Genomic DNA, 24945 nt, shown 5'->3' on the forward strand with positions numbered 1-24945 from the left:
CTGTACTGGATGTGTGGCTCGTGCCACGGCATTAGCTGTGGCGGTGCACGAGGGGTGTAGCCGGTGGCATACCAACCTGCCACCGCTCGCCTCGACGGTCACCGGGGTCTAGGAAGGATTCGGGTACGCCAGGCCGGCGTCGTAGGCGAAGATGACGGCTTGGACTCGGTCGCGGGCGCCGATCTTGGCGAGGACTCGGCCGACGTGGGTTTTGACGGTTGACTCGGACAGGTGCAGGCGGTCGGCGATCTCGGGGTTGGTCCAGCCGTGGGCGATGGCGACCAGGATCTCGCGTTCCCGGTCTGTGAGGGCTTGGATCTTCGCGTCGTCGTGGTCGCGGTCGGCGCGCGGCAGGCGGTGGGCGTAGGTGTCGAGGAGCCGGCGGGTCATGGCGGGGGCGATGATCGCGTCGCCGGCGGCGACTGCGCGGATGCCGCCCAGCAGTTCGTCCGGTCTGGCGTCCTTCAGGAGGAAGCCGCTCGCTCCGGCTCTGAGCGCAGCGTGTGCGTACTCGTCGAGGTCGAAGGTCGTCAGCACCAGCACGCGAGACCGGTTGCCGCTAGCCACTATCTGCCGGGTCGCCTCGATACCGTCCATCCCAGGCATCCGGATATCCATCAACACGACATCCGGATGCAGCTCCGCGGTCCGCCGTACTGCTTCTGAACCGCTGCCGGCCTCGCCCGCCACCTGGGTCTCGTCGACCGACTCCAGCAGAATCCGGAGGCCGAGCCGATGCAGGGGCTGATCGTCGACGATCAAGACGGTGGTCACGGTGCTCCCTCGTCGATGGGTGGCAGTTCGAGCTCGGTGTGCACAGTCCAACCACCGGCGCTGGACGGCCCGGCCGTGACTGTCCCGCCGTACAGTGCGGCCCGCTCGCGCATCCCGATCAGACCCTGTCCGTCCGCCGTCGGCGTCGTCGGTCGGAAAGCAGGCGTCGGGCCGCTGTCCTCGGCCAGGATCCGCAGGTGATCGTGCTGCACCTCGAGCGAAACGCGCACCTCGGTCTCCGGGCCAGCGTGCTTGAGCGAATTGGTCAACGCTTCCTGCACGATCCGGTACGTCGCCAACTGCAGACCGCGGTCGGATGGGAGCACGCCCGCGGTCCGATAGGTCAGCCGAGGTCCCGCCGCCCGGATCCGGTCACACAGCGCGTCGAGGTCGGCGATCCCCGGCTGCGGTGCGAGGTCCGCGACGGCGGGCTCGTCGCGCAGGGCGCCGAGGGTACGTCGTAGATCGTTGAGCGCCTCGCGTCCGGTCTCGCCGATCAGGGTGAGCGCTTCGGCCGTTCGCGCAGGATTGGTCCGGACGGCGTACGCTCCGCCGTCGGCGAGTCGGATGATGACGGACAGGTTGTGCCCGAGGATGTCGTGCATCTCGCGGGCCACGCGCGCTCGTTCTCCGGCGACCGCGAGGGCGCTGCGCTGATCTCGCTCGATCTCGAGCCGAGCCGCGCGCTCCCGCAGCCCGGCGAGCTGCGATCGCCGAATCCGGACGACGAGCCCGAGAGCGACAGCCGCCGTGGAGGCACAGACCAGGAAGAACGCCACCTCGGCCACCGACGCGAACGCGGAGATCCGGACGAGAGCAAGTGTCAGTACGACGATGGTGATCGCGCAGGCCAGCAGCAGTCGCCGGAGCGTGCTGTGGAGCGTCAGGCTGTAGAGCGCGATGAACAGAGCGACATCGGCCCTGAGAAACACCGGCAGCGACCATTGCAGCGCGAACACTGTGGCGATCAGGACGAGAGCCGTCATCGGTGCTCGTCGGCGCAGGAAGAGGGGGAGGATCAGGCCGGCCTGCAGGGCAACCGTCGCCCAGAGTGGAATCTGCGCGAAGAACCCGTCGAGTTCGCGTGGGCGGTTGTCGCGCACGAGGTCTGGTAGGCAGAAGAGCAGCAGGGCCGCGACGACCACCAGGGTGTCGAGTGTCCAGGGGTGGGCCTGGTCCCAGCGCCGCAACCGTCGGCCGATCCGGCCGAGGCGCAGTACCAAGGGGTGCTGCCACAACGGATCCGGGTCGGCGACGGTTGCGTCGGCGATCGGCGTCGTCCGCGCGCTGTCAGTCGCGGTCACATGTCCATTGTGACCGTCGATCAACACGGGTTCCCGTTCATGCTGCTCAGGCGTCGCTCCGTACGAGGCGCCAGGCGGCCGCAGCGAGGGCCAGGGCTGACCACCCGACGAAGACCAGAAGTCCATGACCTGGCGACAGAGTGTGCGGTGCCTGATGCAGTGCGTACATCGACTCGCCCGCGAAGCTCGGAAGGTACGGCTGGATCGCGTTGTGCCACGAGGTCGGCAGTAGCGAGATCAGTCCCGGCACCAGCATGAGCGCCGCCACCAGAGCCGAGATGGCGCCGGCGACGGACCGCAGCATCGCGCCCAGGGCGACACCGAGTACGCCGACCAGGGCGAGGTACAGCGTCGCGCCGAACAGGCTTCGTACGACGCCCGCGTCAGAGATCGTCAGCGCGGCCCGCGTCCCGGTCAGGATTCGACTGTCGACGAGGAACGCCGTGAAGGTCCCGACCAGAGCGATCGCCAAGGCAACCACGAAGTACACGGCGGCCTTCGACCACAACACCGGGAGTCGGCGCGGAACGGCGGCCAACGTGGACCGGATCGTCCCGGTCGAGTACTCGCCGGCCATGACCAGAACGCCCAGTACGCCGAGCGCCAACTGCGAGAGTGGAACGCCGAAGAGCGCGAGACTGAGCGTGGTGGAATCGGCGAAGTCAGGGTCCATGCGCCGGCCGGAGGTGACGAGCGAGTGATAACGCGCCGCGGCGATGATGCCGAAGGCAATCAAGAACAGCAGGCCGAGCCCGAGCGTGGTCCAGGTCGAGCGTAGGGACCAGAGCTTGGCGGTTTCCGAGCGGAGAACCCGAGGACCGGTGACGCGGTACCGCGGCTTCTCGGAAACCGCCGATCCGCTGCCGGAGGGCTTCGGCGACGCGACGACGCTCATGCTGCACGCTCCGCGAGCTCGGTGGTGCCGTGGTAGACGACATCGTCCCGCGTCAGATCCATGAACGCCTTCTCCAGGGACACCTTCTTCGTGGTCAGTTCGTACAACGCGATGCCGTGTTCGGCCGCGGTCGTTCCGACGGAGCGAGCCGAGAGCCCGGTGATCTCGAGTTCCTCGGAACCAGATCGCCCGACGACTTCCACGCCCGGCCCCGCCAGTACGTCGCGCAGTCTCGCCGGATCCGCGGTCAGGACTCGCACGGTGTCGCCACCGGCCTCGCGCACGAGTTCATCGACGCTCGTGTCGGCCAGCAGGCGACCGCGTCCGACGATGATCAGTCGCTCGGCGACCAGGGCCATCTCGCTCATCAAGTGGGAGGAGACGAAAACGGTCCTGCCGTCGGCGGCGAGTCCGGTCAGGAGGTTGCGGATCCAGAGGACGCCTTCAGGGTCGAGGCCGTTCACTGGCTCGTCGAGCATGACAGTTGCCGGATCGCCGAGGAGGGCCGACGCGATTCCCAGCCGCTGTCCCATGCCGAGCGAGAATTGGCCGGCGCGCTTCTTCGCCACGGACTGCAGGCCGGTGAGCTCGATGACCTCGTCGACGCGCCTGCGGGGGATTCCGTGCGTGTAGGCCTGGGCGAGCAGGTGGTTGATGGCGGTGCGGCCCGGATGGACGGATTTGGCCTCCAGTAGCGCTCCGACCTCCTGAAGCGGAGCGGCGTGGTCCCGGTAGTGCTTCCCGTTGACGGTGACCGTGCCGTGGCTGGGAGCGTCGAGTCCGATGATCATGCGCATCGTCGTTGACTTGCCCGCACCGTTCGGTCCGAGGAACCCGGTCACGGAACCAGGTCGCACGGTGAATTCCAGCCCGTCGACCGCGATCGTCTCGCCGTACTTCTTGCTCAGTTGTCGTGCCTCGATCATCACGCCGCCCTTGACTCCATGCACCAGGTGCTCGGTCGCTCTCGTCGTCCAAGCTAGGCAGCGTGACGCGCCCGATCGTGGTACCGCGGCCTGATCTTCGGGCTGCGCGTCGTACCGGGGTACTACCCACTGCGAGGGTTACGACCAGATGTATTCCTCGGCGATCGCGCCGTCGCGCCACTTGGCGACGGTGACCATCCGGCCGCCGCCCTCGAACTCGCCGACGACGCAGGTCCACTCTCCGGAACCGAAAGAGATCGGGTGGGCAGTGATCTGCGGCGGCGTTCCCCCTGCCGATTCGACGAACGCCTTCATCGCGTCGATGTGCTGCGCGACACCCGTCGTCGGCGGCTGGCCTTTCCAGTCGACGAGGACGTCGTCGGTGTGGTGGTCGGCGAAGACACCGTCCCAGTCGGCGTTGTTCCACCCGGTGAAGTCGAGGTCGTCCATACCCTTGAGGTTGTGCTGGACGTTGTCGTCTGCCATGGCGTTCCCCTTCCTGAACTGCAGCTGAGCCCTGAAGCCGGCAAGGGGATGCACCGAATCGATGCCAAGGGCACCTATCGGCGGGCCGGCGCGTGATCGACGATGCCACGCGTTCTGTCTAATCGACGCTACACCTGTCGGTTGGCGTGAAACAGAGCCTGTCGACGGTCTCGGGCAGGTGGCGACCCGTGGGTGTCGTACCGTGCTCTGATGCGTGAACGTAGCTGGTCGCAGGCGGTTTGGTTCAGCTTGGTGCGTGCCGTGGGCCTCGGTGTGGGGGTCGGCGTGGTCGTCGCGATCGTGTTGGGCGTGGTCGGGTCGATGGAGTGTGAACCCGACGAGGACTGCCTGGGAGTCGCGGCCGGCTTTCTCCCCGGCATCCTCGCCGGAATGCTCGTGACCATGGTCACCGTCGTCGTACTGTCGATCCGCCAGCGAGTGCCGGCCTTCGGTATCGGTGTCGCGATCGCGCTACCGACACTTCTCGGCCCGGGCTGGCTCCTGCTCCTGGACCACGCCGCGGTTTACGCGCTCCTCTCCCTGATCGTCTTCGTCGGCTGCACCGCGCTGAGCAGACACCTCCGCCGCCCGCGAACCACAGACTGACCACCACTACGCAGCTACGCCGAAGACGCCGAGGAAAGAAGTCGGCGCGTAGTCGGTCGGCCTTCCTGGTTGAGGCGTACGACGATGTGCTCGTCCCATCGTTCGTCGGCCTGCGGATAGTCGGAACGCCAGTGGCAGCCGCGGCTGTCCTGCCGTGCGGTCGCCGCGACGACGACAGCCCGCGCCACCGTCGCTAGCGGTCCGGTACCGAGGGCGTCGAGCTCGTCCGTGGCGGCGTTCAGACCGGCGCCGTCGCGACGGATGCCGGCGTACCTGCTCAGGATCGTGCGAATCAGCTCCGGCTGACGATCATCGCCGAGCGTGACCTCACGGGTGCGGCCGAGGTCCTTCGCGGGGAGGTCGAGGGTCAAGGCCGCTGCGACGCGTCGCCCGAAGACGAGTCCTTCCAGCAGGCTGTTCGAGGCGAGCCGGTTGGCCCCGTGGACGCCGGTCGCGGCGACCTCGCCGACGGCGTACAGGCCGGGTACGTCGGTTGCGCCGTTCCGATCGGTCCGAACGCCGCCGCACAGGAAGTGTTCGGCCGGCGCGACCGGGATCTGCTCGGACAAGAGGTCGACGCCGATGCGTGCGCACGAGGCCAGTACGGTCGGGAACCGCTTCCGGAGTACGTCCGGCGCGACCGCTGTCGCATCCAGCCAGACATGGTCGGATCCGTCGCGGCGCATCGTCGCCTCGATCGCCCGGGCGACGATGTCTCGTGGCGCCAGGTCGGCCTGCGGATGCCGTCCGGCCATGATCCGACGGCCGTGGACGTCGCGCAGTACGGCGCCTTCGCCACGGACCGCCTCGGTGACCAGGGGCAACTGGCCGCTCGTCTCCCCGGTGTGGAGCGCGGTCGGATGGAACTGGACGAACTCCATGTCCACCAGCGACGCACCGGCGCGCAACGCCAAGGCGATCCCGTCACCGCGCACCGCCGCGGGATTGGTGCTGGCCAGGTACGCGTTGCCGATACCGCCAGTGGCCAGTACGACGGCGCGCGCCTCGATCTGTGTGAGCTCGGTGCCCGTCTCGACAAGCACCCCGACCACGCTTCCGGACTCCGACTGCAGCAGACCGACGGTACGCCCGGTCACCGTCTGAACGTTGCTTCGCTGCAGGGCGGCGAGGAGCGCGCGATGGACCTCAGCGCCGGTGGCGTCGCCGCCGGCGTGCACGACCCGGGGACGGCTGTGGCCGCCCTCCAAGGTCCTCGACAGCGAGCCGTCACCGTTGCGGTCGAAGCGCGCCCCGTGAGCGATGAGTTCGGCAAGCCGCTGCGGTCCCTCCTCGACCAACGCCCGTACGTTGCGGGGATCGCAGAATCCCGCGCCCGCAACCTCGGTGTCGTGCCAGTGGTCGAGCGGATCGTCATCGCCGTACGCGGCCGAGATGCCGCCCTGCGCCCAGGGCGTGCTGCCGTCGCCGGCACTGAGCAGGATCACCCGACGGGTCGCCGCGAGACCGAGTGCGGTCGACAGGCCCGCCACGCCGGAGCCGATGACGACGACATCGGCCACGCGCGTCATCGAGCACCCGCAGGCTTGCCGATGGCAACCATCCGCTCGACCGAACGCCGGGCCCGCTCGACGACCTCAGGCGGCAGCTGGATCTCGTCGCGTCCCTCCCGTAGGCACCGCACCAGCAGCTCCGGGGTGATCATCTTCATGAAGCGGCACGAGGCCTTCGGGTTCACCGGCAGGAACGTCGTCTGCTGGTTGACCTTGCGCAGTTGGTGGAGCATGCCGATCTCCGTCGCGACCAGAGCCGTCTTCGAAGTCAGGCCGCGAGCGGTGTCCAGCATGCCGGCGGTGGACAGGATGTGGGTTCGCTCGGCCGGAAGATCGCCCACGCCGGCGAGCCAGATGGCCGATGACGCGCAGCCGCACTCGGGGTGCACGAGGACCTCGGCCTCGGGATCGGCGGCTACCTGAGCGCGCAGGTCGGCCGCGCTGATGCCGGCATGCACATGACACTCGCCCATCCACACCTCGATGTTGTCCCGGCCGGTCTGCCGCCGGACGTGCGCGCCGAGGAACTGGTCGGGCAGGAACAGGATCGGCCGATCCGCCGGAATCGAGTTCACCACGTCCACCGCGTTGGACGACGTGCAGCAGACGTCCGCCTCGGCCTTCACCGCCGCGCTCGTGTTGACATAGGCAACAACAACGGCGTCGGGGTGCTCAGCCTTCCAGGCCCGAAGCTGGTCGGCATCGATGGTGTCCGCCAGCGAGCAGCCCGCCTGGGCCGTCGGGATCAGCACGGTCTTGTCCGGGCTGAGAAGCTTGGCGGTTTCCGCCATGAAGTGCACGCCGCAGAACACGATCGTGGACGCATCGGTACTCGCCGCGATGCGCGACAGTGCGAGTGAGTCGCCGACGTGGTCGGCCACGTCCTGGATCGCCGGTTCCTGGTAGTTGTGGGCGAGTATCACCGCATCGCGCTCCTGGGCGAGGCGACGTACCTCTTCCTGCCAGGTGATTGCTGTGGTCACAACAGGTCCTTCTTTCGGGGAGTTTTCGCTTATTGAGCGATAACTGGAGATGGCAAGGCCACCAGCAGGCTGATGTCAAGTGCAGTAGGGGAGTGGGTCAGGGCGCCGACCGAGATGGCATCGACGCCGGTGGCGGCGACCTCCGCAATGGTGTCCAGGGTGATGTTGCCGGAGGCTTCGAGTCGGGTGGTGGAGCCGGAGGTGTTGCGCTGCTCGACGATCTGGGCCATCTGCTCGACCGTCATGTTGTCCAGCAGGATCCACTCGACCTGGCAGCCCAGCGCTTCGCGAGCCTCGTCGGCAGTGGTGACTTCGACCTCGATCGCCACGGCGTTGTCGTCCGCGGACATGCCCTCCCGAACTCGGCGAACGGCCGGAAGGACGCCGCCGGCCGCGGCCAGATGGTTCTCCTTGAGCAGCACCATGGCGGACAGGTCGAGCCGGTGATTGGTGCCGCCGCCGCAACTCACGGCGTACTTGTCCATGGCCCGGAGGCCGGGTGCTGTCTTTCGCGTGTCGAGGAGCGCGACCGGACGCGCTCCGATCGCGGCGACGAATGCCGACGTGAGGGTTGCGATGCCCGACATCCGTTGTGCGAAGTTCAGCGCCACGCGCTCGCCGGTGATGACCGACCGCGCCGCGCCGCTGATCCACGCCAGCGGCTGCCCCGGGACCACCGGATCGCCGTCGGCAACAGCTGCCCGTACCTTCACGGTGGGATCGACGGCGGCGTACACCTCCTGTACGACAGTCAGGCCGGCCACGCGACCGGACTGCTTGGCGATCATCGTCGCCTCGACCTCCAGCGCCTCCGGGACGCTCCATCGGGTGGTGACATCGTCTGCCGCCTGGTCCTCGATCAGTGCGGCCGCCACCGCGGTCCGGACCGTCTCCGTCGTCAGTTGCATCTGCTGTCCTGCTCTCCGTGATGTTTTCGCTTCCGAGGCGATAACTAGATGCACGCTACCATCGGCCTCGTGCTCGCAGCCAAGAAAGGTGATCCGGTTAACTTCCCCAGCTACCCGCACGAGGTGCTCGCCGTGGTCCTGTCCGTTCGCGACGGCAGGCTGTGTGTGCTGCTGTGGAAACGCGGACAGAGCCCGTTCCGCGCCCGTTGGGCGCTTCCTGGTGGCGGGGTAGAGTCCACCGAGCGGCTCCGGGACGCCATCACCGGGCACCTTGCGACGAAGGTCGACGTACGCGACGTCGCGCATCTCGAGCAGTTGGCCACGCACAGTGCGATCGATCGTGATCCGCGGGCCCGCGTGCTGGCGACGGCCTATCTGGGTCTGGTGCCGTCCGACGTACAGCCGAAGCTTCCGTCCGACACGCTGTGGCACCCGGTCGACGAGTTGCCGCGGACCGCGTTCGATCATCACTTCTTCATCGAGGCCGCGGTCGCGCGGTTGCGCGCGAAACTGTCGTACACGAATATCGGTTTCGCGCTGGCGCCGCTGGAGTTCACCATCGCGGAGCTCCGTGATCTGTTCGGTGCCGCGCTCGGCTATGAGCTCGGCGCCACGAATCTCACCCGCGTCCTGACCCGCAGGCACGTGATCGACCCGACCGAACGGCGAGCCAGCCCGGGCCAGAGCGGCGGCCGTCCAGCGACCGTCTACAAGTTCGTGGCCCGCGAGCTGACCGTCACCGATCCGTTCGCCGTACTCCGCCCACCACGCTGACGTTCAGTGCGGCAGTGCTCCCGTGGTTGTGAGGCCTAGAAGGACGGTTCCCAGCGCGATCCGGTAGATGACGAAGCCGGTGAAGCTGTGGGTGGTGATGTAGCGCAGGAACCAGGCGATGGCGGCGTACCCGACGACGAACGCGATGCCCGTCGCGAGCAGTGTCGGTCCCCAGGCCGGGGTGTCGCCATCGGTTCCGATCTTGGTGAGCTGGAGGAGCCCGGAGGCGAGTACGGCGGGAATCGCGAGCAGGAACGAGTAGCGGGCGGCGGCCTCGCGCCGGTAGCCCATGAGGAGTCCGGCGGTGATGGTGCCGCCGGAGCGGGACACGCCGGGGATCAGCGCCAGCGCCTGGGCGAATCCGTACGCGATGGCGTTGCCGCTCGTGAGCCGGGTGAGTGGCTTGTCGTCGGCGGCGACGCGGTCGGCGATCCCCAGAACGATGCCGAAGCCGATCAGCGCCGCGGCGACCAGCCGCAGATCGCGGAACGCGGTTTCGATGTGATCCTGCAGGACGAGGCCGAGTGCGGCGATCGGGATGGTTCCGATGATCACGTACCAACCGAGCTTGGCGTCCGGGTCGCTGCGCAGTTCGCGGCGTACGAGTGATCTCGACCAGGTCGCGATGATCCGGGCGATGTCACGCCGGAAGTAGATCAGTACGGCGGCCTCGGTGCCGAGCTGTGTGACCGCGGTGAAGGCTGCGCCGGGGTCGGGCCAGCCGGCCAGGACAGCGACGACCCGCTGGTGGGCCGACGAGGAGATGGGAAGGAACTCGGTGAGTCCCTGAACGAGGCCGAGGACGACGGCGGAGAACCAGTTCACCGGCGCGAAGCTAGCAGCCAATTCTGAGCCTCAGCTGAGCGGCCGGGTTGGCACTGGCCGCTCACCTGCCACTGCGGCCCAGCAGTGGGACGAATCGGCCGACTGCGGCTGCGTAGTTGCGGTACGTCGTGCCGTGGAGCCTGGTTAGGTGTGGTTCCTCGACCACGCGGACCTGGAGTTGGATGGCGGTGATGAGGGTGACGAGTGCGGCGATGGCGACGAGGTTGGGGGTCATTGCCGCGAGTCCTGCCGCTGCGACGGCCGTGAAGGTGAAGAACGGGTTGCGGGAGAGGCGGAAGAGGCCGGTCGACACCAGATCGGTCCGTTCGTGTGCATCGACCCCGACGCGCCACGTCGTACCCATGGCGTGTTGGGCCACAACGGTCCCGACGCCTCCGAGTACGGCGACGACGCCGCCGAGAATGCCGATGGTTGTGTGCTGCAGGCCGGGGATCGTCGGGAGGCCGAAGAGATCCGCGAGTGGCGCAAGCAGGCCGGCGATCAACGCGAGGGCGAACAGGCGTCCGGCCCACCAGGCAGCGGTTCCGGGCCGGCCGGTGAGTCGGCGGAAGCCGGTGTCGCCCGTACGGCGGCGTTGGTCGAGACTGCGCCAGCCGAAGACGACTGTCAGCCAGGTCGCGCAGAGCGCAAGTGCGGCGATTGCCATTGCCATCCGGTCACCATCCATTAGGCGTGCTGGGGTTGTTCGTGTCGGACATGTCCGCTCGGCTCGAGCTGGAATGTCGCGTGCTCGACGTCGAAGTCCTTCCTGACGCGCGCCTGCAATTGATCGAGTAGCCGGGGAGCGTAACCGTCCTGGAAACACGTCTCCTCGACCACGACATGCGCAGAGAGGACCGGCTGACCGGAGGTCACTGTGGTGACGTGCAGGTCGTGGACCTCGGTGACGTGTTCCACGGTTTCGATGTTCCGCCGGAGCTCGTCAAGGTCGATGTCGCCGGGTGCGGCCTCGAGCAGGATGTGTACGGCGTCACGCAGCAGACGTACCGCCCGCGGCAGGATCAGCAACCCGATCGCCACGGAGACGAGAGCGTCGGCGCGGACGAATCCGGTGGTGGCGATGACGATCGCGGCGATCAGAACGCCGACCGAGGCCGCCGTGTCGGTGGCGACCTCCAGGAACGCGCCCCGCAGGTTCAGGCTTGCGCCGCGGGCACGGAAGAGCAGCGCCAGCGCGACCAGGTTTCCCAATAGCCCGACAAGCGCGAACATGCCCATCGATCCCGCTTCGACCTGGCCCGGTTCGACGAGGCGGCGTACGCCCTGGACGAGGACGTAGAGGCCCATTCCGGTCAGGATCAGGCCGTTCGCGGCGGCGGCCAGGATCTCGGCCCGGGCCCAGCCGAACGTGCGCCGGCCGCTCGGCGGGCGGGCAGCGAGTGTTGCCGCGGCGAGTGCCAGGGCGACGCCGCTGGAGTCCGCGACGACGTGTCCGGCGTCGGCGAGCAGTGCGAGGCTGCCGGACACCATGGCGCCGACCACTTCGACAACCAGGATGGCGAGCGACGCGATCAAGGCGCCGATCAGTGCGCGCCGGTGCTCTCCGGTGGCTGTCGGGTGCCCGTGTCCGTGCCCGCTCATGCCGACTCGGCCGACTTTCGGTTGCTAAAGGCCACATCTGCAGATCTCTTCATATGTGCAATGTAGCGGCGGCGGGCGTTGCTTGTCGAGGCCGTGACATGAGGTCGCGGGGGTCAGCAACGGATCCAGGCGCGTGGGTCTGTCAGCAGCGGAAGATCTGCAACGCGATGGAGCAGGGCGCGATACGGACACTCCGGGCCTGGTGGTCACGTGCCAGGCGGGAGTGCAACGTCGTGGCACGCGCGTCGACGATGCCATCCGCCGACAGAGCGGCGGCATCGGTTCCCGGTTGGGCCTGACCGGCGCCGGAGATCGCGAGGCGCTCCGTGTCCGAGGCCGGCGGGTGTTCTGAGTCGTGCGCTGGGTCGCCGTCCGCGGTATCGACGACCCCGAGGTCGGTACGTTCGGCAGCACGCTCGATTGCGACCGACTGTACGACGGTGTGCGAAAGAGTGCCGTGGAACAGCAGAGCCGCGAGCACCGCGGTGATCACCGCGGCCGTCCATCGGCCCATGCCACCTCCCGGGTCAATCGGCATCCACAGCGGACAACGCTCACCGACAGTCGGATGGTTCCCTACGCGCTGTGACCATCCCCACGCGGGATTCCCTTGCGCCACCAGGTTACGGAGTGGCTGCGTTTCGTGGTGCGGCGTCGTTCGGACCGTGGCCGACCGCTGAGCCGCGGTCGATGTGGTCGGCGTGGAAGAGGGCTTGGGCCAGGAGACCCTGGACGTGGTCGTCGGCGGCCGAGTAGTAGACGAAGGTGCCTTCGCGGCGGCCTTTGACGAGGCCGGCGAGGCGGAGTTTGGCGAGATGCTGACTGACGGCGGTCGGGGCGGCGCCGGCGAGTTCGGCCAGACACGCCACCGACGATTCGCCCTGCAGGAGGGCCCAGAGCACCTTGATCCGGGTCGGGTCGGCGAGCAGGCGGAACGACTCGGCCGCGAGGTGTACCTGCTCCTCGTTCGGCATCTCGAAGTCTTCGATCGACGAGTGCATGGGTCGATGGTAGCCCTACCTGCTTGCCTGCCTGTGTGCGTACCTGCATGTTTGCGCATGTAGGCTAATCGGGTGACGATCCAACTCAACGACTCCCGAGCACCCGACATCAGCCGGCTGAACGAACGTGCCGGCGGCTGGTGGTCAGCCGCATGGACCCTGGCGGAGGTGCGATGGGCGACTGCGGCCACCGCGCTGTTCGCCACGGGGCTGGTGGCCCAGCTGGCAGGGGCGCCGGGGTGGCTGACGTGGCCGCTGTTCCTGGCGTGCTACGCGGCCGGAGGATGGGAGCCCGGTTGGGCAGGTCTGCAGGAGCTTCGCCAACGTCGGCTGGACGTCGACCTCCTCATGGTCGTCGCGGCGATCGCGGCCGCGGCCATCGGGCAGGTGCTGGACGGCGCGTTGCTGATCGTCATCTTCGCGACGTCGGGCGCACTGGAGGCCGTCGCGACGAAGCGCACGGAGGACTCGGTCCGCGGACTCCTGGACCTGGCGCCCGACACCGCGACGAGGGTCAGTCGTACGGCGGAGGACGTCGTACCGGTCCGTGAACTCGTGATCGGTGACGAGATCCTGGTTCGCCCGGGGGAGCGTGTCGGCGCTGACGGGACCGTGCTCGACGGATCGAGCGAGGTCGATCAGGCCACCATCACCGGTGAGCCGCTGCCGGTGGACAAGGCGTCGGGTGATGAGGTGTTCGCGGGGACGGTCAACGGAACCGGCGTACTGCGCGTGCGCGTCGACCGTTCCGCCGAGGAGTCGGTGGTGGCGCGGATCGCCGCGCTCGTCGAGGAAGCATCGAAGACCAAGGCGAAGACGCAGTTGTTCATCGAGAAGGTCGAGCAGCGGTACTCGGTCGGTATGGTCACGATGACAGTGCTGCTACTCGTCGTCCCGCTGTTGCTCGGTCACGATTTCACCGCCACGTTGCTGAGGGCAATGACGTTCATGATCGTCGCCTCGCCGTGCGCGGTGGTGCTGGCGACGATGCCGCCGTTGCTGGCCGCGATCGCGAACGCCGGCCGGCACGGCGTACTGGTGAAGTCCGCGGTCGTCATGGAGTCGCTCGGCGCAACGACCCGGGTCGCGTTCGACAAGACGGGAACGTTGACGCGGGGCGCACCCCAGTTGTCGGAGATCCGTCTCCTCGCAGACCTCTCCGACGCCGATGCACTGCGGCTGGCCGCGTCGGCCGAGCACGCGAGCGAGCACCCGCTCGGCGCCGCGATCGTTCGGGCCGCTCGCGAGCGCAAGATCGACCTGCTGCCGGTTGACGACTTCCAGGCGACCGCCGGCCGTGGGATTTCCGCGCGGGTCGACGGTCGCGCCGTTCGCATCGCTGCTCCGCGGGAAGATCTCACCGAGGTGCGCCGGTTGCAGGCGTTCGGGGCGACGGCCGTTGTGATGTCCGTGGACGAATTGCCGGTCGCGGTGTTCGGGCTTGTCGACGAGCTTCGCTCCGAGGCAGCCGGTGTCGTTGCGAACGTCCGTCGGCTGACCGGCGACGGGCCGGTGTTGCTGACCGGAGACAACGCGACGGCGGCGAGCGCGGTGGCCACGCAGGTCGGGATCGACGAGGTCCGGGCCGAACTGCTGCCCGATGGCAAGGTCGCCGAGGTATGTCGGCTGCAGGCCGATGGTGCGCGGGTGGCCGTGGTGGGGGACGGGATCAACGACGCGCCCGCGCTGGCCGCCGCGCATGCCGGTATCGCGATGGGCGGCGCCGGCTCCGACCTGACCTTGCAGACCGCCGACGCGATCGTCGTACGCGACGACCTCACCACCATCCCCGCCGTGATCGAGCTGTCGCGACGTGCTCGCCGTGTCGTGATCGCCAACCTCGTCATCGCGGCAACGTTCATCACCGGTCTCGTGATCTGGGACCTCGTCGGCCATCTCCCGCTCCCACTCGGTGTCGCCGGCCACGAAGGCTCGACGATCATCGTGGGCCTCAACGGCCTCCGCCTGCTCCGCAACGCCGCCTGGCCCCGCCGGTAGCCGGGTACGGGGGTACGTCGACCGTGCCGTACCCCCGCATTTGCTACTGGTGATGCGCGACCAGTTGGTGAGCTGCTTCCGGGTCGAGGGGCTCGGTGTGGATCGTGGCGGACGAGAGGCGTCGTACGCCGTGGATCAGGTCGTGCTCGACCTGGTGGCTCAGGTGGTGCGCGTCGGTGAGGGACGTGTTCGTGTCGACGGCGATTCTGGCCTCGGCGCGGAGGCTGTGGCCGAGCCAGCGGAGCTGGATGCCGCGGACATCGATCACCCCAGGCGTGGACCGGATGATCTGCTCGGTCTGGTCGACGAGGGCGGGGTCGACCGCGTCCATGAGCCGGCGGTACACCTCGCGGGCGGCGTCGCGAAGAACGAACAGGATCGCGATCGTGATCAGCAGACCGATGATCGGGTCGGCGAGCGGGAAGCCCAGCCAGGCGCCGACCGCGCTCAGAACCACCGCCAGGCTGGTGAATCCGTCGGTCCGGGCGTGCAGCCCGTCGGCGACCAGGGCAGCCGAACCGATCCGCTTGCCGGTACGGATCCGGTACTGCGCGACGACCTCGTTCCCGAGGAAGCCGACGACTCCGGCGATGATCAGTACGCCGACGTGCCGGACGTCGGACGGGTTGATGAAGCGCATGACGGCCTCGTAGCCGGCATAGGCGGACGACAACGCGATCAGGACCACGACGATGATGCCGGCCAGGTCCTCGGCGCGGCCGAAGCCGTACGTGTACGCACGCGTGGCGAGGCGGCGGCCGACGAGGAACGCGATCGCCAGTGGGATCGCCGTGAGGGCGTCGGCGTAGTTGTGCAGGGTGTCGCCGAGGAGGGCGACCGAGTTGGTGTAGATGACGATCACGGTCTGGATGATCGCGGTCAGGATCAGGCCGGCGAAGCTGATCTTCAGGCAGCGCATGCCTTCACGGCTCGCCTCGAGCGCGGAGTCGACCTTGTCGGCGCTGTCGTGCGAGTGCGGGACGAAGATCTCCTTGAGCTTGCCGAGGAAGCCGTCGTGATGCGCGTGCCCGTGACCGGCGCCGTGCCCATGCCCGTGTCCATGCCCATGACCCTCGCCGTGCTCGGCGGCCGGCTGATGGTCGTCGTGCTTCTGCTGCTCGTGGCCGTGACCGTGCCCATGACCGTGCCCGGCGGTGGCGGTGTCCTCGTGGGGGTGCTTGTGGTCGTGTTCTGTGGCGCTCATCGGCTCTTCGTCCTCTGATTCGTCAGGTGGCAGCGGCAGGGTCGACGTGAGTCACCGAACCGGTGGCCCGGTGGTGCTCAGGAAACCCGCCGCTGGAGTGTTCGGCGTGGTAGATCGCGTCCTCGACGAGCTGGCTCGCGTGGGAGTTCTCGATCCGGTAGAAGACCTGGATTCCTTGTTTGCGGGTCCGGACCAGCCGGGCCATGCGGAGCTTGGCCAGGTGCTGCGAGACGCCCGCGGGGGACTTCCCGACCGCCTCGGCCAGCTCGTTCACGGGCCGCTCGCCGTCGAGCAATGCCCACAGCAGCCGGACCCGCGTGGGGTCGGACAGCATCCGGAAGACCTCCACGGCGAGGGCGACGTGCTCCTCGTCCGGGTCAGATCTATGCAATTGCTTATCTGCGCGCATATGCAGATACTAAGCAGTGCAGATGACCGAGGGCAAGAGGAGCGGCGATGTTCGACGGTGGTTCGGGCGATCGGTTGGTCCAACTTCGTCGCGCACTGCACGCGCGCCCGGAACTGGGCTTCACCGAGGTCATCACGGCCGCGACCGTCGTACGACTCCTCGAGCCGGTCGCGGACGCGATCGCTCTCGGTCGTGACGTGCTGCGGCTCCCGACGAGCGCCGGAGTACCGGGGTCCGCCGAGCTTGCGGACGCTCGTCGGCGGGCCGGTGACGCGGGAGTGCCCGACGAGTTGGTGGAGCTGCCGGTGCGTTGAGCGGCGTACGACGGATGATCGGTCTGCATCTGGGCATCGGTCTGCCCGTCGGTACGGTCGCAGCGTCGGCGCTGGGCGTGATGGCGACCGAGAAGTGGCGCGTGGTCCTGACTGGTCGGTCCGCCCATGCGAGTCTCGCGCCACCGGACGGACGCCACGCCGTCCTCGGTGCTGCTGCGACGACGCTTGCGCTGCACACTCTTCCGCAGGTCGCCGGCGCGGTGACCCGGCTGAACGTCGGCGCCTTGCACGGCGGTACGGCGGCCAACATCGTCCCGAATCGCGCCGAACTCCTGGTCGAGCTCCGCGCTGACAGTGACAAGGCGCTCGGGTCTCTTCTAGAGCGGGCACGTGAAGTCATCGCGGGCGTTGGGCTGTCGTACGGCCTCGGCTGGGCGGTCGATGTGAGTGGGCGCGCGCTGACGGCGCGATGCGACGAGGCCGAGATCGACGAGCTGCTGGTCGCGGCTGACGGCGTCCCCGGGATCGTCCAGGTACTGCGCGGTGCGCCGATGTTGGCGAGCGATGACGTGACGCTGCTGATGGACGCAGTACAGCGGGACGGGGGTACGGCGACCTTCGTGCTGGTCGGCGCGAGCAGCCCGGCGCCGCACCACCACCCGCTGTTCGACCTCGACGAGCGTTGCTTGCCGATCGCAACCGATTGGCTGGAGGCCGCGATCAGGCGGCCTGCCGACCGGGAGCGAGGAACGTGATGTCCCGGTTGGTCTTGCCCGTGGTGGCGAGGTCGGCGGCGATGTCACCCATCACGGGCGCGAACTTGAATCCGGCGCCGGAGAACCCGCACGTGATCACGAGGCGCGGGTCGGTCGGGGAGAGTCCCACGTACGGTCGTCCGTCCGTGCTGTAGCCCTCGACACCCGTTTGCAGCCGAGCGGGATCCGGATAGAGCCCGGGAAGGTACTCGCGGATGACCGTGCCCACGCGGCGCAGGTAGTCGGCCGGCACGGACCGGTCGACGAACCTCAGGTCCTGGACCACCGGGTGCGCGCCGAACTTGACGCCGACCTTCACTGTGACCCCGTCCAGCGACGGGAACCCGTAGGCGGACACATCGCCGACACGCTCGAACACCGGGAAGATGTCGGCGGTGTAGTCGCTCGCCAGCCGGGCGAGATACCACCCCTGCACCAGCCGACGCGGTACGACGGAACTCACCGCCTCCGGTGCGAGCCCACCTGCCCAAGCACCTGGTGCCAGAACGACCCGCTCGAACGTCTGCTCGTCGTCACCCGTGATGACAGCGATCCCGCCGTCCCGTGGCTCGACGGCAAGCACCTCGGTGTTCAGCCGCACTGTCGCGCCCGACGCGTCGGCACGTGCGATGGCCGAGCTGACACCGGCCTCCGGGCGAAGGTACCCCGCGAGCGGATCGATGACTCCGGCATCGGTCGGCCGTACGACGTGCTGCGGAAAGCGTGATCGCAGTACGTCGGCTGTGAGCGCCTCGTGGGGGAGCCCGTTCTCTTGCGCGGACGCGATCGCGGAGGCGAGAGCGGGTGTGCCTTGTGGACCGATGATCACGCCTCCTGTCTGAGTGAAGAGCTCGCGCTTCGAGTGGTCGCTGAGCTCACGCCAGAGCTCGAGCGCTTCGACGGCGAGTGGTGTGAAGCGCGGATCGCCCTGGCTCTGGACGGAGAAGCGCCGGGTCTCTCCGGCCGAGGCGCCGTGGTCGTGCCCGGCGCTGAACCGTTCGTAGCCGTGGACTGCGATGCCGCGTTCGGCGAGTCGCCACAAGGTCATCGACCCGATCGCGCCCAGCCCGATCACGGCGACCTCAGCGTGTGTCATCGGTTCGTCCTTCCTTCGCGAGCCGGCGCGTCACGAACGCGGTCACCTCGGCGGTCGACGCCGTACCTCCGAGATCGGCGGTGCGGGTGTAGGGGTCACGTAACGATTCCTCGATGGCAGACATGAGTGCGGTCGCCGGGTCCGGGAGGCCGAGTTGCTGGAGCATCAGGACGACGGACCAGAGCATCCCGATCGGGTTCGCGAGACCGCGGCCGGCGATGTCGGGCGCGGAGCCGTGCACCGGTTCGAACATCGACGGCCCGGGCCCGTCCGGTGCGAGGTTGGCCGAGGGAGCGATGCCGATGCTGCCGCAGACCGCCGCGGCGAGGTCCGACAGGATGTCGCCGAACAGGTTGGATGCCACGACCACGTCGAAGTCGGTGGGATGTAGCACCATCCGCGCGGCGAGCGCGTCGACGTGCTCGCGGGTCACAGTCACCTTCGGATGCCGGGCGGCGACCTCGTCGACCACCTGGTCCCAGAACGTCATCGTGTGGATGATCCCGTTGGACTTCGTCGCGGACCGGACCCGGCCGCTACGACGCTCCGCCAGGTTCATCGCATACTCCGCGATCCGCTCGACCCCGATCCGGGAAAACGTTGCCTGCTGCAACGCCACCTCGGACCGTCCGTGCCCGAGCCGGCCGCCGACCTCGCTGTACTCGCCCTCGGAGTTCTCCCGCACGACCACGAAGTCGGTGCCCGCGGACCACTCGGCTCGCACCGGTGCCGGCACACCCTCGAAGACCCGCATCGGGCGGAGGTTCACGTACTGCTCAAAGGCTCGCCGGATCGGGATCAACAGACCCCACAACGACACATGATCCGGTACGCCGGGCCAGCCGACCGCGCCGAGCAGGATCGCGTCGTGCGGAGCGAGCAGGTCCAGTCCGTCCGGCGGCATCATCGCGCCGGTGCGCTGGTACCGCTCGCAGGACCAGTCGAACTCGGTGAGCTCGAGCGTCACGTCGTACGACTGCTCGATGACGCGGAGCACCTGTTGGGCGGACTCCATCACCTGGACGCCGATGCCGTCGCCGGGGATGAGCGCGAGTCGCTTGACCGTCACGAGTGGAATCCCGGCGACGAGAGGTACTTGAAGTGCTGGTACTCGTGCAGTCCTTCCGGTCCACCTTCGCGGCCGAGTCCGGACTGCTTCACGCCGCCGAACGGTGCGGCGACGTCGGAGACGAGACCGCGGTTGATCCCGACCATCCCGGTCTGCAGACGACTCGCGACCCGGCGGGCCCGGTCGATGTCCTGGGTGATGAGGAACGCGGCCAGACCGTGCTCAGTGTCGTTGCCCGCAGCAATGGCCTCGGCCTCGGAGGAGACCCGTCGTACGGCGGCCACCGGACCGAACACCTCTTCACGCAGAATGTCCGCGGTCGGGGGTACATGGTCGAGCACTGTTGGAGCGACGTAGTACCCGGGACCGTCGGGGAGTTGCGCCTGCGCGACGATCTCGGCGCCCTTCGCGACCGCATCGTCCACCAGCCGACGGACCTTCTGGACAGCTCGGTGGTCGACGAGCGGGCCGAGGTCGGTGTCCTCCTGGGACGGGCGCCCGACGGTGAGGGCGGCCATCCGCGCGGCGAGGGCGCTGACGAACGCGTCCGCGATGCCGTCGGTGACGATGAAGCGGTTGGCGGCGACGCAGGACTGCCCGCCCAGACGCATCTTCGCGATCATCGCCTCCCGGACCGCGAGGTCGAGATCCGCGTCGTCGAAGACCAGGAACGGTGCGTTGCCGCCGAGCTCCATCGACGTCCGCAGGACCCGTCGGCCGCTCTGTTCGAGCAGCAGTCGCCCGACGTCCGTGGAACCGGTGAACGAGACCTTCCGCAGCCGCGGATCAGCCAGCAGCGGCCCGCAAACGTCAGCCGGTCGACTGGTCGTGATCACGCTCAGCACACCGGGCGGCGCGCCGGCTTCCAGCACCAGTTCACCGAACACCAGCGAGGTGAGCGGAGTCAGCTCGGCCGGCTTGAGTGCGGCGGTGCAGCCCGCCGCGAGCGCAGGTGCGACCTTGCGAGCCGCCATCGCCAGCGGAACGTTCCACGGCGTGATCAACAGACATGGTCCGACCGGCTCGGCCACTGTGACGATGTGGTTCCGCCCGTCGGGCGAGACCGTACTGCGTCCGTGCGGCCGCACCGCTTCCTCGGCGTACCACCTGATGTAGTCCGCCGCGTAGTTCACCTCGCCCCGAGCCTCGGTGATGGTCTTCCCGACCTCGAGCACGAGCAGTTGGGCCAGCCGCTCGCGTTGACTGATCAGCAGATCGAAGAGCCGATGCAGTACGTCGGCCCGCTCCCGCGGCGTCGAAGCGGACCAGGTCGCACTTGCAGCGAGCGCAGCGAGAGCGTCCTCAGGTCCACAGTCGGCAACCGAGGCGATGACCTGCTCGGTGCTCGGGTCGACGACATCGAAGGTGGCGCCGGAGGCGGCCGGGCGCCAGCGGTCGGTCAGAAAGCCGTCCGGGACCGACGTGAGTACATCGGTGCCCCAGGCAACGGTGGTCATGCGGCGATCCTTTCCCCAACCGCTGTGATCGCGGTCGCCATCACGTCGGCGGCGAACTGGATCTCGTCGGGAGTGATGACGAACGGCGGACAGACATGCAGGGTGTTGCCGGCCAACAGTCGCGTGAGGACGCCGCCCTCGCGACACCCACGGATCACGTCGTCCGCGGGCACATCGGGCGACAGCTGCACCCCAGCCATCAACCCGATCGAGCGAACCTCCTGCACGAGCTCGGACGAAGCGAGCGATCCGAAAGCGCCGGCGAGGATCGGTTCCAGCATCCGCACCCGGGCCAACAGATCCTCTTCCTGGAGTACGGCGAGGTTCTCCAGCGCGACCGCGCAGGCGGTGGCGTGACCGGAGTACGTGATGCCGTGCCGGAAGATTGGTGCGTCCGCGCCGGACATGAACGGTGCGGAGACCTGCGCCGAGACCGCCACGGCACCGAGCGGCAGGTAGCCGGACGTGATGCCCTTGGCCATCGTCATGAGATCAGGCTGGATCTCCCAGCGATCACTGCCGAACCAGGCGCCGGTGCGGCCGAAGCCGGTCACCACCTCGTCGGCGATGAACAGGATGTCGAACTCACGACACAGTTCCTGCAATCCAGGCAGGTACCCGTCGGGCGGTGGATGCACCCCGCCGGTACCGACAACTGGTTCGGCGACCAAGGCCGCGATGCGTTCAGGGCCGAGTTCCTCGATGATCCGGCGCGTTTCGGCCAGATCTGCGAGCGGGACACGGGCCGTTTCGGGGATCAGCGAGTCGGTGCCGTAGCCGGCCCGGTTGAAGTCCAGGCCGGCGATCGACGTACCGAAGCCGTGGAGTCCGTGGTAGCCACCCGTCCTGCTCAGCACGACGGTCTTGCCGGTCTGTCCGAGCTCCTGCCAGTAGCGGCGCGCGAGTTTGCAGGCCGCGTCGATGGAGTCGGATCCGCCGGAGGTGAAGATGAACGACGCATCGCGCATCGGCACCAGCTCCCGCAGCCGATCGGCAAGGTTCAGCGCCGGACGGTTCGCGTGGATGCCGAACAGGTGATAGGTCTCCAGCCTCGTCATCTGTTGTGCGGCCGCGGCGGCCATCCGTTCGCGGGCGTGGCCGATGTTGGCGAACCAGAGACCGGCGGGCAGATCGAGCAGGAGTTGACCGTCCTCGGTGGTCAGCCAGGCGCCGTTGGCGGAGGCGACGACGAGGCGTTCCCGCATCGTCGTCGGCATGTGCGCCTGCGGATGCCACAGGGCGGGTGGCGTACTCACGGGATTACCTGGCGCCGGCGGCGGCCGTTTCGGTGCTGAACTCGTCAGCCACCGCCGCGTGGATGTGCAGCATCCGGGCCAGGAGTCCGTTGCCGCGGGTGTAGTTCAGGTCGGTGGTGTCGTCGAAGAAGGCAGTGCCCTGGTCCGGCCTCTTGTCGCTCTTGTCGTCGGGGTACAGCGGGTTGATGGTGTTCTCGATCTTCGGCCAGAGTGCTCGGGCCGCGTGGGTCGACTCGAACTCCAGCGTCATGACGAGGGTGTCCGGGAGCAGTTCGCCGGCGGTCTCCTCGAGCACCGAACCACCGAGGTACCCGGGGTGGTCGCCGAGGGAGCGGAGCCAGTCGGCCAGGTACTGCTTCGCCTCAGCCGCCTTGCCGGGCTGCGGGACGAAGATGAAGAGGTCGCGTCGCTTCGCGTCGAGGTTCACAGGGAAGTCCTTTCGGTGAGGGGGAGTTCGAAGAACATCGCTTTGGTCATGCCGTTCACGTCGTCCTCGACCAGTTCGCAGCCGACCGACAGCCAGAACGGCAGTGCGCCGGGGGAGTGCGGGTAGGTGTGCAGCGCGATCGTGTCGTAGTGGCGCTCCTGCCGGGCACGTTCGACGGTCGCCTGGACGAGCGCCCTCGCGATGTGCCGGCGGCGGTGCTCCTTCAGTACGTAGACACGAACAAGCTGGCCGGTGCGTCCGTCGCGGTAGCGCTCGACGAGATGCTCAGGGCTGAGCCCCTCCTTGAGCGCGCCGCCGCGGATGCCGCAGGTGCCGATCACTTCTCCGGTCGCGGTGTCCTGGGCGACCAGGAGGAAGGGGCCGGTCGGCTGCAGGTACCAGCCGGGGATGTCGTCGATGTCGGCATGGATGACGGGGTCGTACGTGGACCCGAAGTCCTCGACGACCGAACGCGTCATGACCGCTTGCGCGGCTGGGATGTCGGCGCTTGTGAGATCCCGGATCAGGACACCGTCCGGGTCGGTGGCGGTGTGGGCCATGCCAATGATGATGACCCGCGGACAGATTGTTGACAACCCTGAACGACAGGAAATCTTGCCGTCATTTCGCTGTCACATTGCTCGCTCTCGGTGGCTTGGAAGCCTTGTTTTACGCGTGTTTGGCGACTCGCCGTGTTTCGTCGACAAGGAATGGAAGTAACTGTCAGAACGTCGACAGTGCAGTCGCTTGTGCCGAGTTGTTGACAATCTGGAACGGCCCCTCCTACCGTCCCTGTATCGCACCGGAGCCCGTTCCGACGGCTCCCCTCCCACCAGGTGGTGACGCATGCGATCGATTCGTCCCCTGCACGGCGCCGCGCTCTCGCTCGCCGCACTCCTCTCGGTCACGGCCTGCGGCAGCTTCACCAGTTCCGGCAACGCCGCTGGTGCTGCGGACCGCAGCCTGACCATCGCCCTCCAGTTCACGCCCAAGGCCGGTTACGCGCTCGAGACCGACGACGCGTTCGTTCTCGCGCAGGCCGGGTGCCTGGAGACTCTGCTCAAGTACGACTTCCAGGCCGGCGAGCTGCAGCCGCTGCTCGCGACCAAGTGGACCCAGTCCAGCCCGACAACGTGGGACTTCACGCTCCGCCAGGGCGTGAAGTTCCAGGACGGTACGCCGTTCGACGCGAACAGCGTGACGCTCGCGCTGAACAAACTCCTCAAAGCGACGGCGCCACCGCGCGCGTTCAAGCCGTCGGTGATCAGCGGTGTCACGGCGCTCGATGCGTCGACCGTGCGGATCACGACTCCGAAGCCCAGTGCGCTGGTGCCGTACCGGTTGGCCAGCGTCAACACGGGCATCCTGGCGAAGGCGGCGTACGCCGGACGCGGGATCGACCCGGTGAAGCACTGCACCGGCCCGTTCACGATCACGGCCCAGAAGCCTCAGCAGTCGATGTCGCTGGAACGCAACGACGCGTACTGGGGAACGAAGGCGACGCTGGCCAAGGCGGAGGCCAAGTTCCTCCCGGACGGGAACGCGCGGGCGACGCAGGTTCGCACGGGGGAGTCGCAGGTCGGCCTAGGCATCCCGGCCGCGAGCGTCCAGGAGCTCCAGGGCGACAAGTCTCTGACGGTCTCGGAGGCGAACACCCCGCGGACCACGGGCCTGTACCTGAACGACAGCAAGGCGCCGTTCACGAATCCTGATGTCCGCAAAGCGATCCAGATGACGATCGATCTCGACGCGGTCGCCAAGACGATCTACTCGGGAACCGTCACGCCGGCCTTCGGACCTTTCGCGGCGAGCGAGCCCTGGGCGCCGAAGGGTGTCGAACCAGCCAAGCACGACGTCGAGGTGGCGAAGGCCCTGCTGCAGAAGGCCGGATACGGTCCGGGCAAACTGACGCTCACGCTGCGGGCCTACACCGAACGCCCCGAGTTCGGCGATCTGGCCGCCGTGGTCCAGGACCAGCTGAAGCAGATCGGTATCACGGTCAAGGTCTCGATGTCCGACTACGCCGGCCTGGAACCGTCGCTGCTCGGCGGCAACTACGACATGGCGCTGCTGTCCCGGAACCACCTGACCGATATCGCCGACCCGATCGGGTTCCTGGACGCGGACTACACCTGCAAGGGCTCGTTCAACATCAGCCACTACTGCGATCCGGCCTTCGACGCGCGACTCGCGCAGGCGAACGGCGAGAAGGATCCCGCCGCCCGGTACGTGATCTATGCCGAGCTCGCCAAACAGCTGCAGGAGAAGGCCGTCACGGTGTTCATGGTCTCGGACAAGACCATCGCGGCCCGGCGTTCCGGCGTACAGAACTTCGTCGACGACCCGCTGGGACGGTACGCGCTGACTCCCCAGCTCTCCCTGACCGACTGATCTCCCAGAAGGG

At 68.0% G+C, this 24945-nt stretch carries 27 protein-coding genes; 6 read left to right on the forward strand and 21 right to left on the reverse strand.

The genetic code is table 11. The features are described 5' to 3' along the window. Positions 1 to 108: 108 nt before the first annotated feature. The 5 genes from AC0662_RS04835 to AC0662_RS04855 all read right to left on the reverse strand — a co-directional run bounded on the left by AC0662_RS04835 (position 109) and on the right by AC0662_RS04855 (position 4385). Positions 109 to 774 (reverse strand): response regulator, encoded by a 666-nt coding sequence (locus AC0662_RS04835; protein WP_478298579.1) that lies wholly within the window; start codon positions 772 to 774, stop codon positions 109 to 111. Beyond that, positions 771 to 2078 (reverse strand): sensor histidine kinase, encoded by a 1308-nt coding sequence (locus tag AC0662_RS04840; protein ID WP_478298581.1) that lies wholly within the window; start codon positions 2076 to 2078, stop codon positions 771 to 773. The genes AC0662_RS04835 and AC0662_RS04840 overlap by 4 nt, the downstream gene beginning before the upstream one ends. Before the next feature lie 46 nt (positions 2079 to 2124). Beyond that, positions 2125 to 2973, reverse strand: coding sequence for a hypothetical protein (locus AC0662_RS04845; RefSeq protein WP_452198332.1), 849 nt, complete (start codon positions 2971 to 2973; stop codon positions 2125 to 2127). Further along, positions 2970 to 3899 (reverse strand): ABC transporter ATP-binding protein, encoded by a 930-nt coding sequence (locus AC0662_RS04850; protein ID WP_478298583.1) that lies wholly within the window; start codon positions 3897 to 3899, stop codon positions 2970 to 2972. Before AC0662_RS04850 ends, AC0662_RS04845 begins: the two co-directional genes overlap by 4 nt. Positions 3900 to 4037: 138 nt before the next feature. Continuing rightward, complete coding sequence (locus AC0662_RS04855) at positions 4038 to 4385, reverse strand: nuclear transport factor 2 family protein (RefSeq protein WP_452198336.1); 348 nt, start codon at positions 4383 to 4385, stop codon at positions 4038 to 4040. Positions 4386 to 4595: 210 nt separating this feature from the next. On the opposite strand from AC0662_RS04855, the gene AC0662_RS04860 reads away from it, so the two are divergent. Then, entirely contained in the window at positions 4596 to 4991 is a 396-nt protein-coding gene (locus tag AC0662_RS04860) for a hypothetical protein (RefSeq protein WP_478298585.1), read from the forward strand. Between the two features lie 14 nt (positions 4992 to 5005). Here AC0662_RS04860 and nadB read toward each other — a convergent pair whose 3' ends face one another. From nadB to nadC, 3 genes are read right to left on the reverse strand one after another with little or no spacing between them, the layout of a single operon-like run. Then, positions 5006 to 6520: an L-aspartate oxidase gene (gene nadB, locus AC0662_RS04865; protein WP_478298587.1), complete on the reverse strand. Its 1515-nt coding sequence runs from the start codon at positions 6518 to 6520 to the stop codon at positions 5006 to 5008. Further along, positions 6517 to 7485, reverse strand: coding sequence for a quinolinate synthase NadA (gene nadA, locus AC0662_RS04870; protein ID WP_452198341.1), 969 nt, complete (start codon positions 7483 to 7485; stop codon positions 6517 to 6519). The genes nadB and nadA overlap by 4 nt, the downstream gene beginning before the upstream one ends. A 29-nt stretch (positions 7486 to 7514) precedes the next feature. Further along, positions 7515 to 8393 (reverse strand): carboxylating nicotinate-nucleotide diphosphorylase, encoded by an 879-nt coding sequence (nadC, locus tag AC0662_RS04875; protein WP_478298589.1) that lies wholly within the window; start codon positions 8391 to 8393, stop codon positions 7515 to 7517. A gap of 48 nt (positions 8394 to 8441) precedes the next feature. On the opposite strand from nadC, the gene AC0662_RS04880 reads away from it, so the two are divergent. Further along, positions 8442 to 9167, forward strand: a complete 726-nt coding sequence (locus tag AC0662_RS04880) for an NUDIX hydrolase (protein WP_478298591.1) — start codon at positions 8442 to 8444, stop codon at positions 9165 to 9167. 3 nt (positions 9168 to 9170) lie between these two features. On the opposite strand, the gene AC0662_RS04885 is transcribed toward AC0662_RS04880, so the two are convergent. The 5 genes from AC0662_RS04885 to AC0662_RS04905 all read right to left on the reverse strand — a co-directional run bounded on the left by AC0662_RS04885 (position 9171) and on the right by AC0662_RS04905 (position 12595). Then, positions 9171 to 9992, reverse strand: a complete 822-nt coding sequence (locus tag AC0662_RS04885; RefSeq protein WP_478298593.1) for an undecaprenyl-diphosphate phosphatase — start codon at positions 9990 to 9992, stop codon at positions 9171 to 9173. Positions 9993 to 10053: 61 nt separating this feature from the next. Next, on the reverse strand, positions 10054 to 10665 hold the full coding sequence (locus tag AC0662_RS04890) for a methyltransferase family protein (protein WP_478298595.1): 612 nt from the start codon (positions 10663 to 10665) through the stop codon (positions 10054 to 10056). Positions 10666 to 10679: 14 nt separating this feature from the next. Then, positions 10680 to 11594, reverse strand: a complete 915-nt coding sequence (locus tag AC0662_RS04895; RefSeq protein ID WP_452198350.1) for a cation diffusion facilitator family transporter — start codon at positions 11592 to 11594, stop codon at positions 10680 to 10682. 142 nt (positions 11595 to 11736) lie between these two features. Further along, on the reverse strand, positions 11737 to 12087 hold the full coding sequence (locus AC0662_RS04900; protein ID WP_478298597.1) for a hypothetical protein: 351 nt from the start codon (positions 12085 to 12087) through the stop codon (positions 11737 to 11739). Positions 12088 to 12217: 130 nt separating this feature from the next. After that, the gene (locus tag AC0662_RS04905) at positions 12218 to 12595 is read right to left on the reverse strand and encodes an ArsR/SmtB family transcription factor (RefSeq protein WP_478298599.1); all 378 of its coding nucleotides are present in this window, start codon (positions 12593 to 12595) and stop codon (positions 12218 to 12220) included. 72 nt (positions 12596 to 12667) lie between these two features. Here AC0662_RS04905 and AC0662_RS04910 point away from each other — a divergent pair, with 72 nt between their 5' ends. Further along, entirely contained in the window at positions 12668 to 14593 is a 1926-nt protein-coding gene (locus AC0662_RS04910) for a heavy metal translocating P-type ATPase (RefSeq protein ID WP_478298601.1), read from the forward strand. Between the two features lie 43 nt (positions 14594 to 14636). Here the strand turns inward: AC0662_RS04910 and AC0662_RS04915 are convergent, their stop codons facing one another. Together AC0662_RS04915 and AC0662_RS04920 are read right to left on the reverse strand one after the other, a co-directional pair. After that, a complete protein-coding gene (locus tag AC0662_RS04915; protein ID WP_478298603.1) occupies positions 14637 to 15797 on the reverse strand; it encodes a cation diffusion facilitator family transporter in 1161 nt (386 codons plus the stop codon). A 22-nt stretch (positions 15798 to 15819) separates the two neighbouring features. After that, positions 15820 to 16188 (reverse strand): ArsR/SmtB family transcription factor, encoded by a 369-nt coding sequence (locus tag AC0662_RS04920; protein WP_452198363.1) that lies wholly within the window; start codon positions 16186 to 16188, stop codon positions 15820 to 15822. A 65-nt stretch (positions 16189 to 16253) separates the two neighbouring features. Between AC0662_RS04920 and AC0662_RS04925 the strand changes: the two genes are divergently transcribed. Together AC0662_RS04925 and AC0662_RS04930 are read left to right on the forward strand one after the other, a co-directional pair. Then, on the forward strand, positions 16254 to 16520 hold the full coding sequence (locus AC0662_RS04925) for a hypothetical protein (protein WP_478298605.1): 267 nt from the start codon (positions 16254 to 16256) through the stop codon (positions 16518 to 16520). After that, the gene (locus AC0662_RS04930; RefSeq protein ID WP_478298607.1) at positions 16517 to 17236 is read left to right on the forward strand and encodes a peptidase dimerization domain-containing protein; all 720 of its coding nucleotides are present in this window, start codon (positions 16517 to 16519) and stop codon (positions 17234 to 17236) included. Before AC0662_RS04925 ends, AC0662_RS04930 begins: the two co-directional genes overlap by 4 nt. On the opposite strand, the gene solA is transcribed toward AC0662_RS04930, so the two are convergent. Genes solA through AC0662_RS04960 form a run of 6 tightly spaced genes read right to left on the reverse strand, consistent with a single transcriptional unit; the run spans position 17202 to position 23101 of the window. Continuing rightward, on the reverse strand, positions 17202 to 18332 hold the full coding sequence (solA, locus tag AC0662_RS04935; RefSeq protein WP_452198368.1) for an N-methyl-L-tryptophan oxidase: 1131 nt from the start codon (positions 18330 to 18332) through the stop codon (positions 17202 to 17204). The two genes, AC0662_RS04930 and solA, sit on opposite strands and share 35 nt — an antisense overlap. Continuing rightward, positions 18319 to 19401: a tartrate dehydrogenase gene (locus AC0662_RS04940; RefSeq protein WP_452198370.1), complete on the reverse strand. Its 1083-nt coding sequence runs from the start codon at positions 19399 to 19401 to the stop codon at positions 18319 to 18321. The genes solA and AC0662_RS04940 overlap by 14 nt, the downstream gene beginning before the upstream one ends. After that, the gene (locus AC0662_RS04945; RefSeq protein WP_478298610.1) at positions 19398 to 20858 is read right to left on the reverse strand and encodes an NAD-dependent succinate-semialdehyde dehydrogenase; all 1461 of its coding nucleotides are present in this window, start codon (positions 20856 to 20858) and stop codon (positions 19398 to 19400) included. Before AC0662_RS04945 ends, AC0662_RS04940 begins: the two co-directional genes overlap by 4 nt. Then, a complete protein-coding gene (locus AC0662_RS04950) occupies positions 20855 to 22114 on the reverse strand; it encodes an aminotransferase family protein (protein WP_452198374.1) in 1260 nt (419 codons plus the stop codon). The genes AC0662_RS04945 and AC0662_RS04950 overlap by 4 nt, the downstream gene beginning before the upstream one ends. Before the next feature lie 4 nt (positions 22115 to 22118). After that, on the reverse strand, positions 22119 to 22541 hold the full coding sequence (locus AC0662_RS04955) for a hypothetical protein (RefSeq protein ID WP_452198375.1): 423 nt from the start codon (positions 22539 to 22541) through the stop codon (positions 22119 to 22121). Next, a complete protein-coding gene (locus tag AC0662_RS04960; protein WP_478298612.1) occupies positions 22538 to 23101 on the reverse strand; it encodes an N-acetyltransferase family protein in 564 nt (187 codons plus the stop codon). Before AC0662_RS04960 ends, AC0662_RS04955 begins: the two co-directional genes overlap by 4 nt. A gap of 286 nt (positions 23102 to 23387) precedes the next feature. Between AC0662_RS04960 and AC0662_RS04965 the strand changes: the two genes are divergently transcribed. Then, a complete protein-coding gene (locus AC0662_RS04965) occupies positions 23388 to 24932 on the forward strand; it encodes an ABC transporter substrate-binding protein (RefSeq protein ID WP_478298614.1) in 1545 nt (514 codons plus the stop codon). The last annotated feature ends 13 nt before the right edge of the window (positions 24933 to 24945 follow it).

Source organism: Kribbella sp. NPDC043289 (assembly GCF_056436705.1).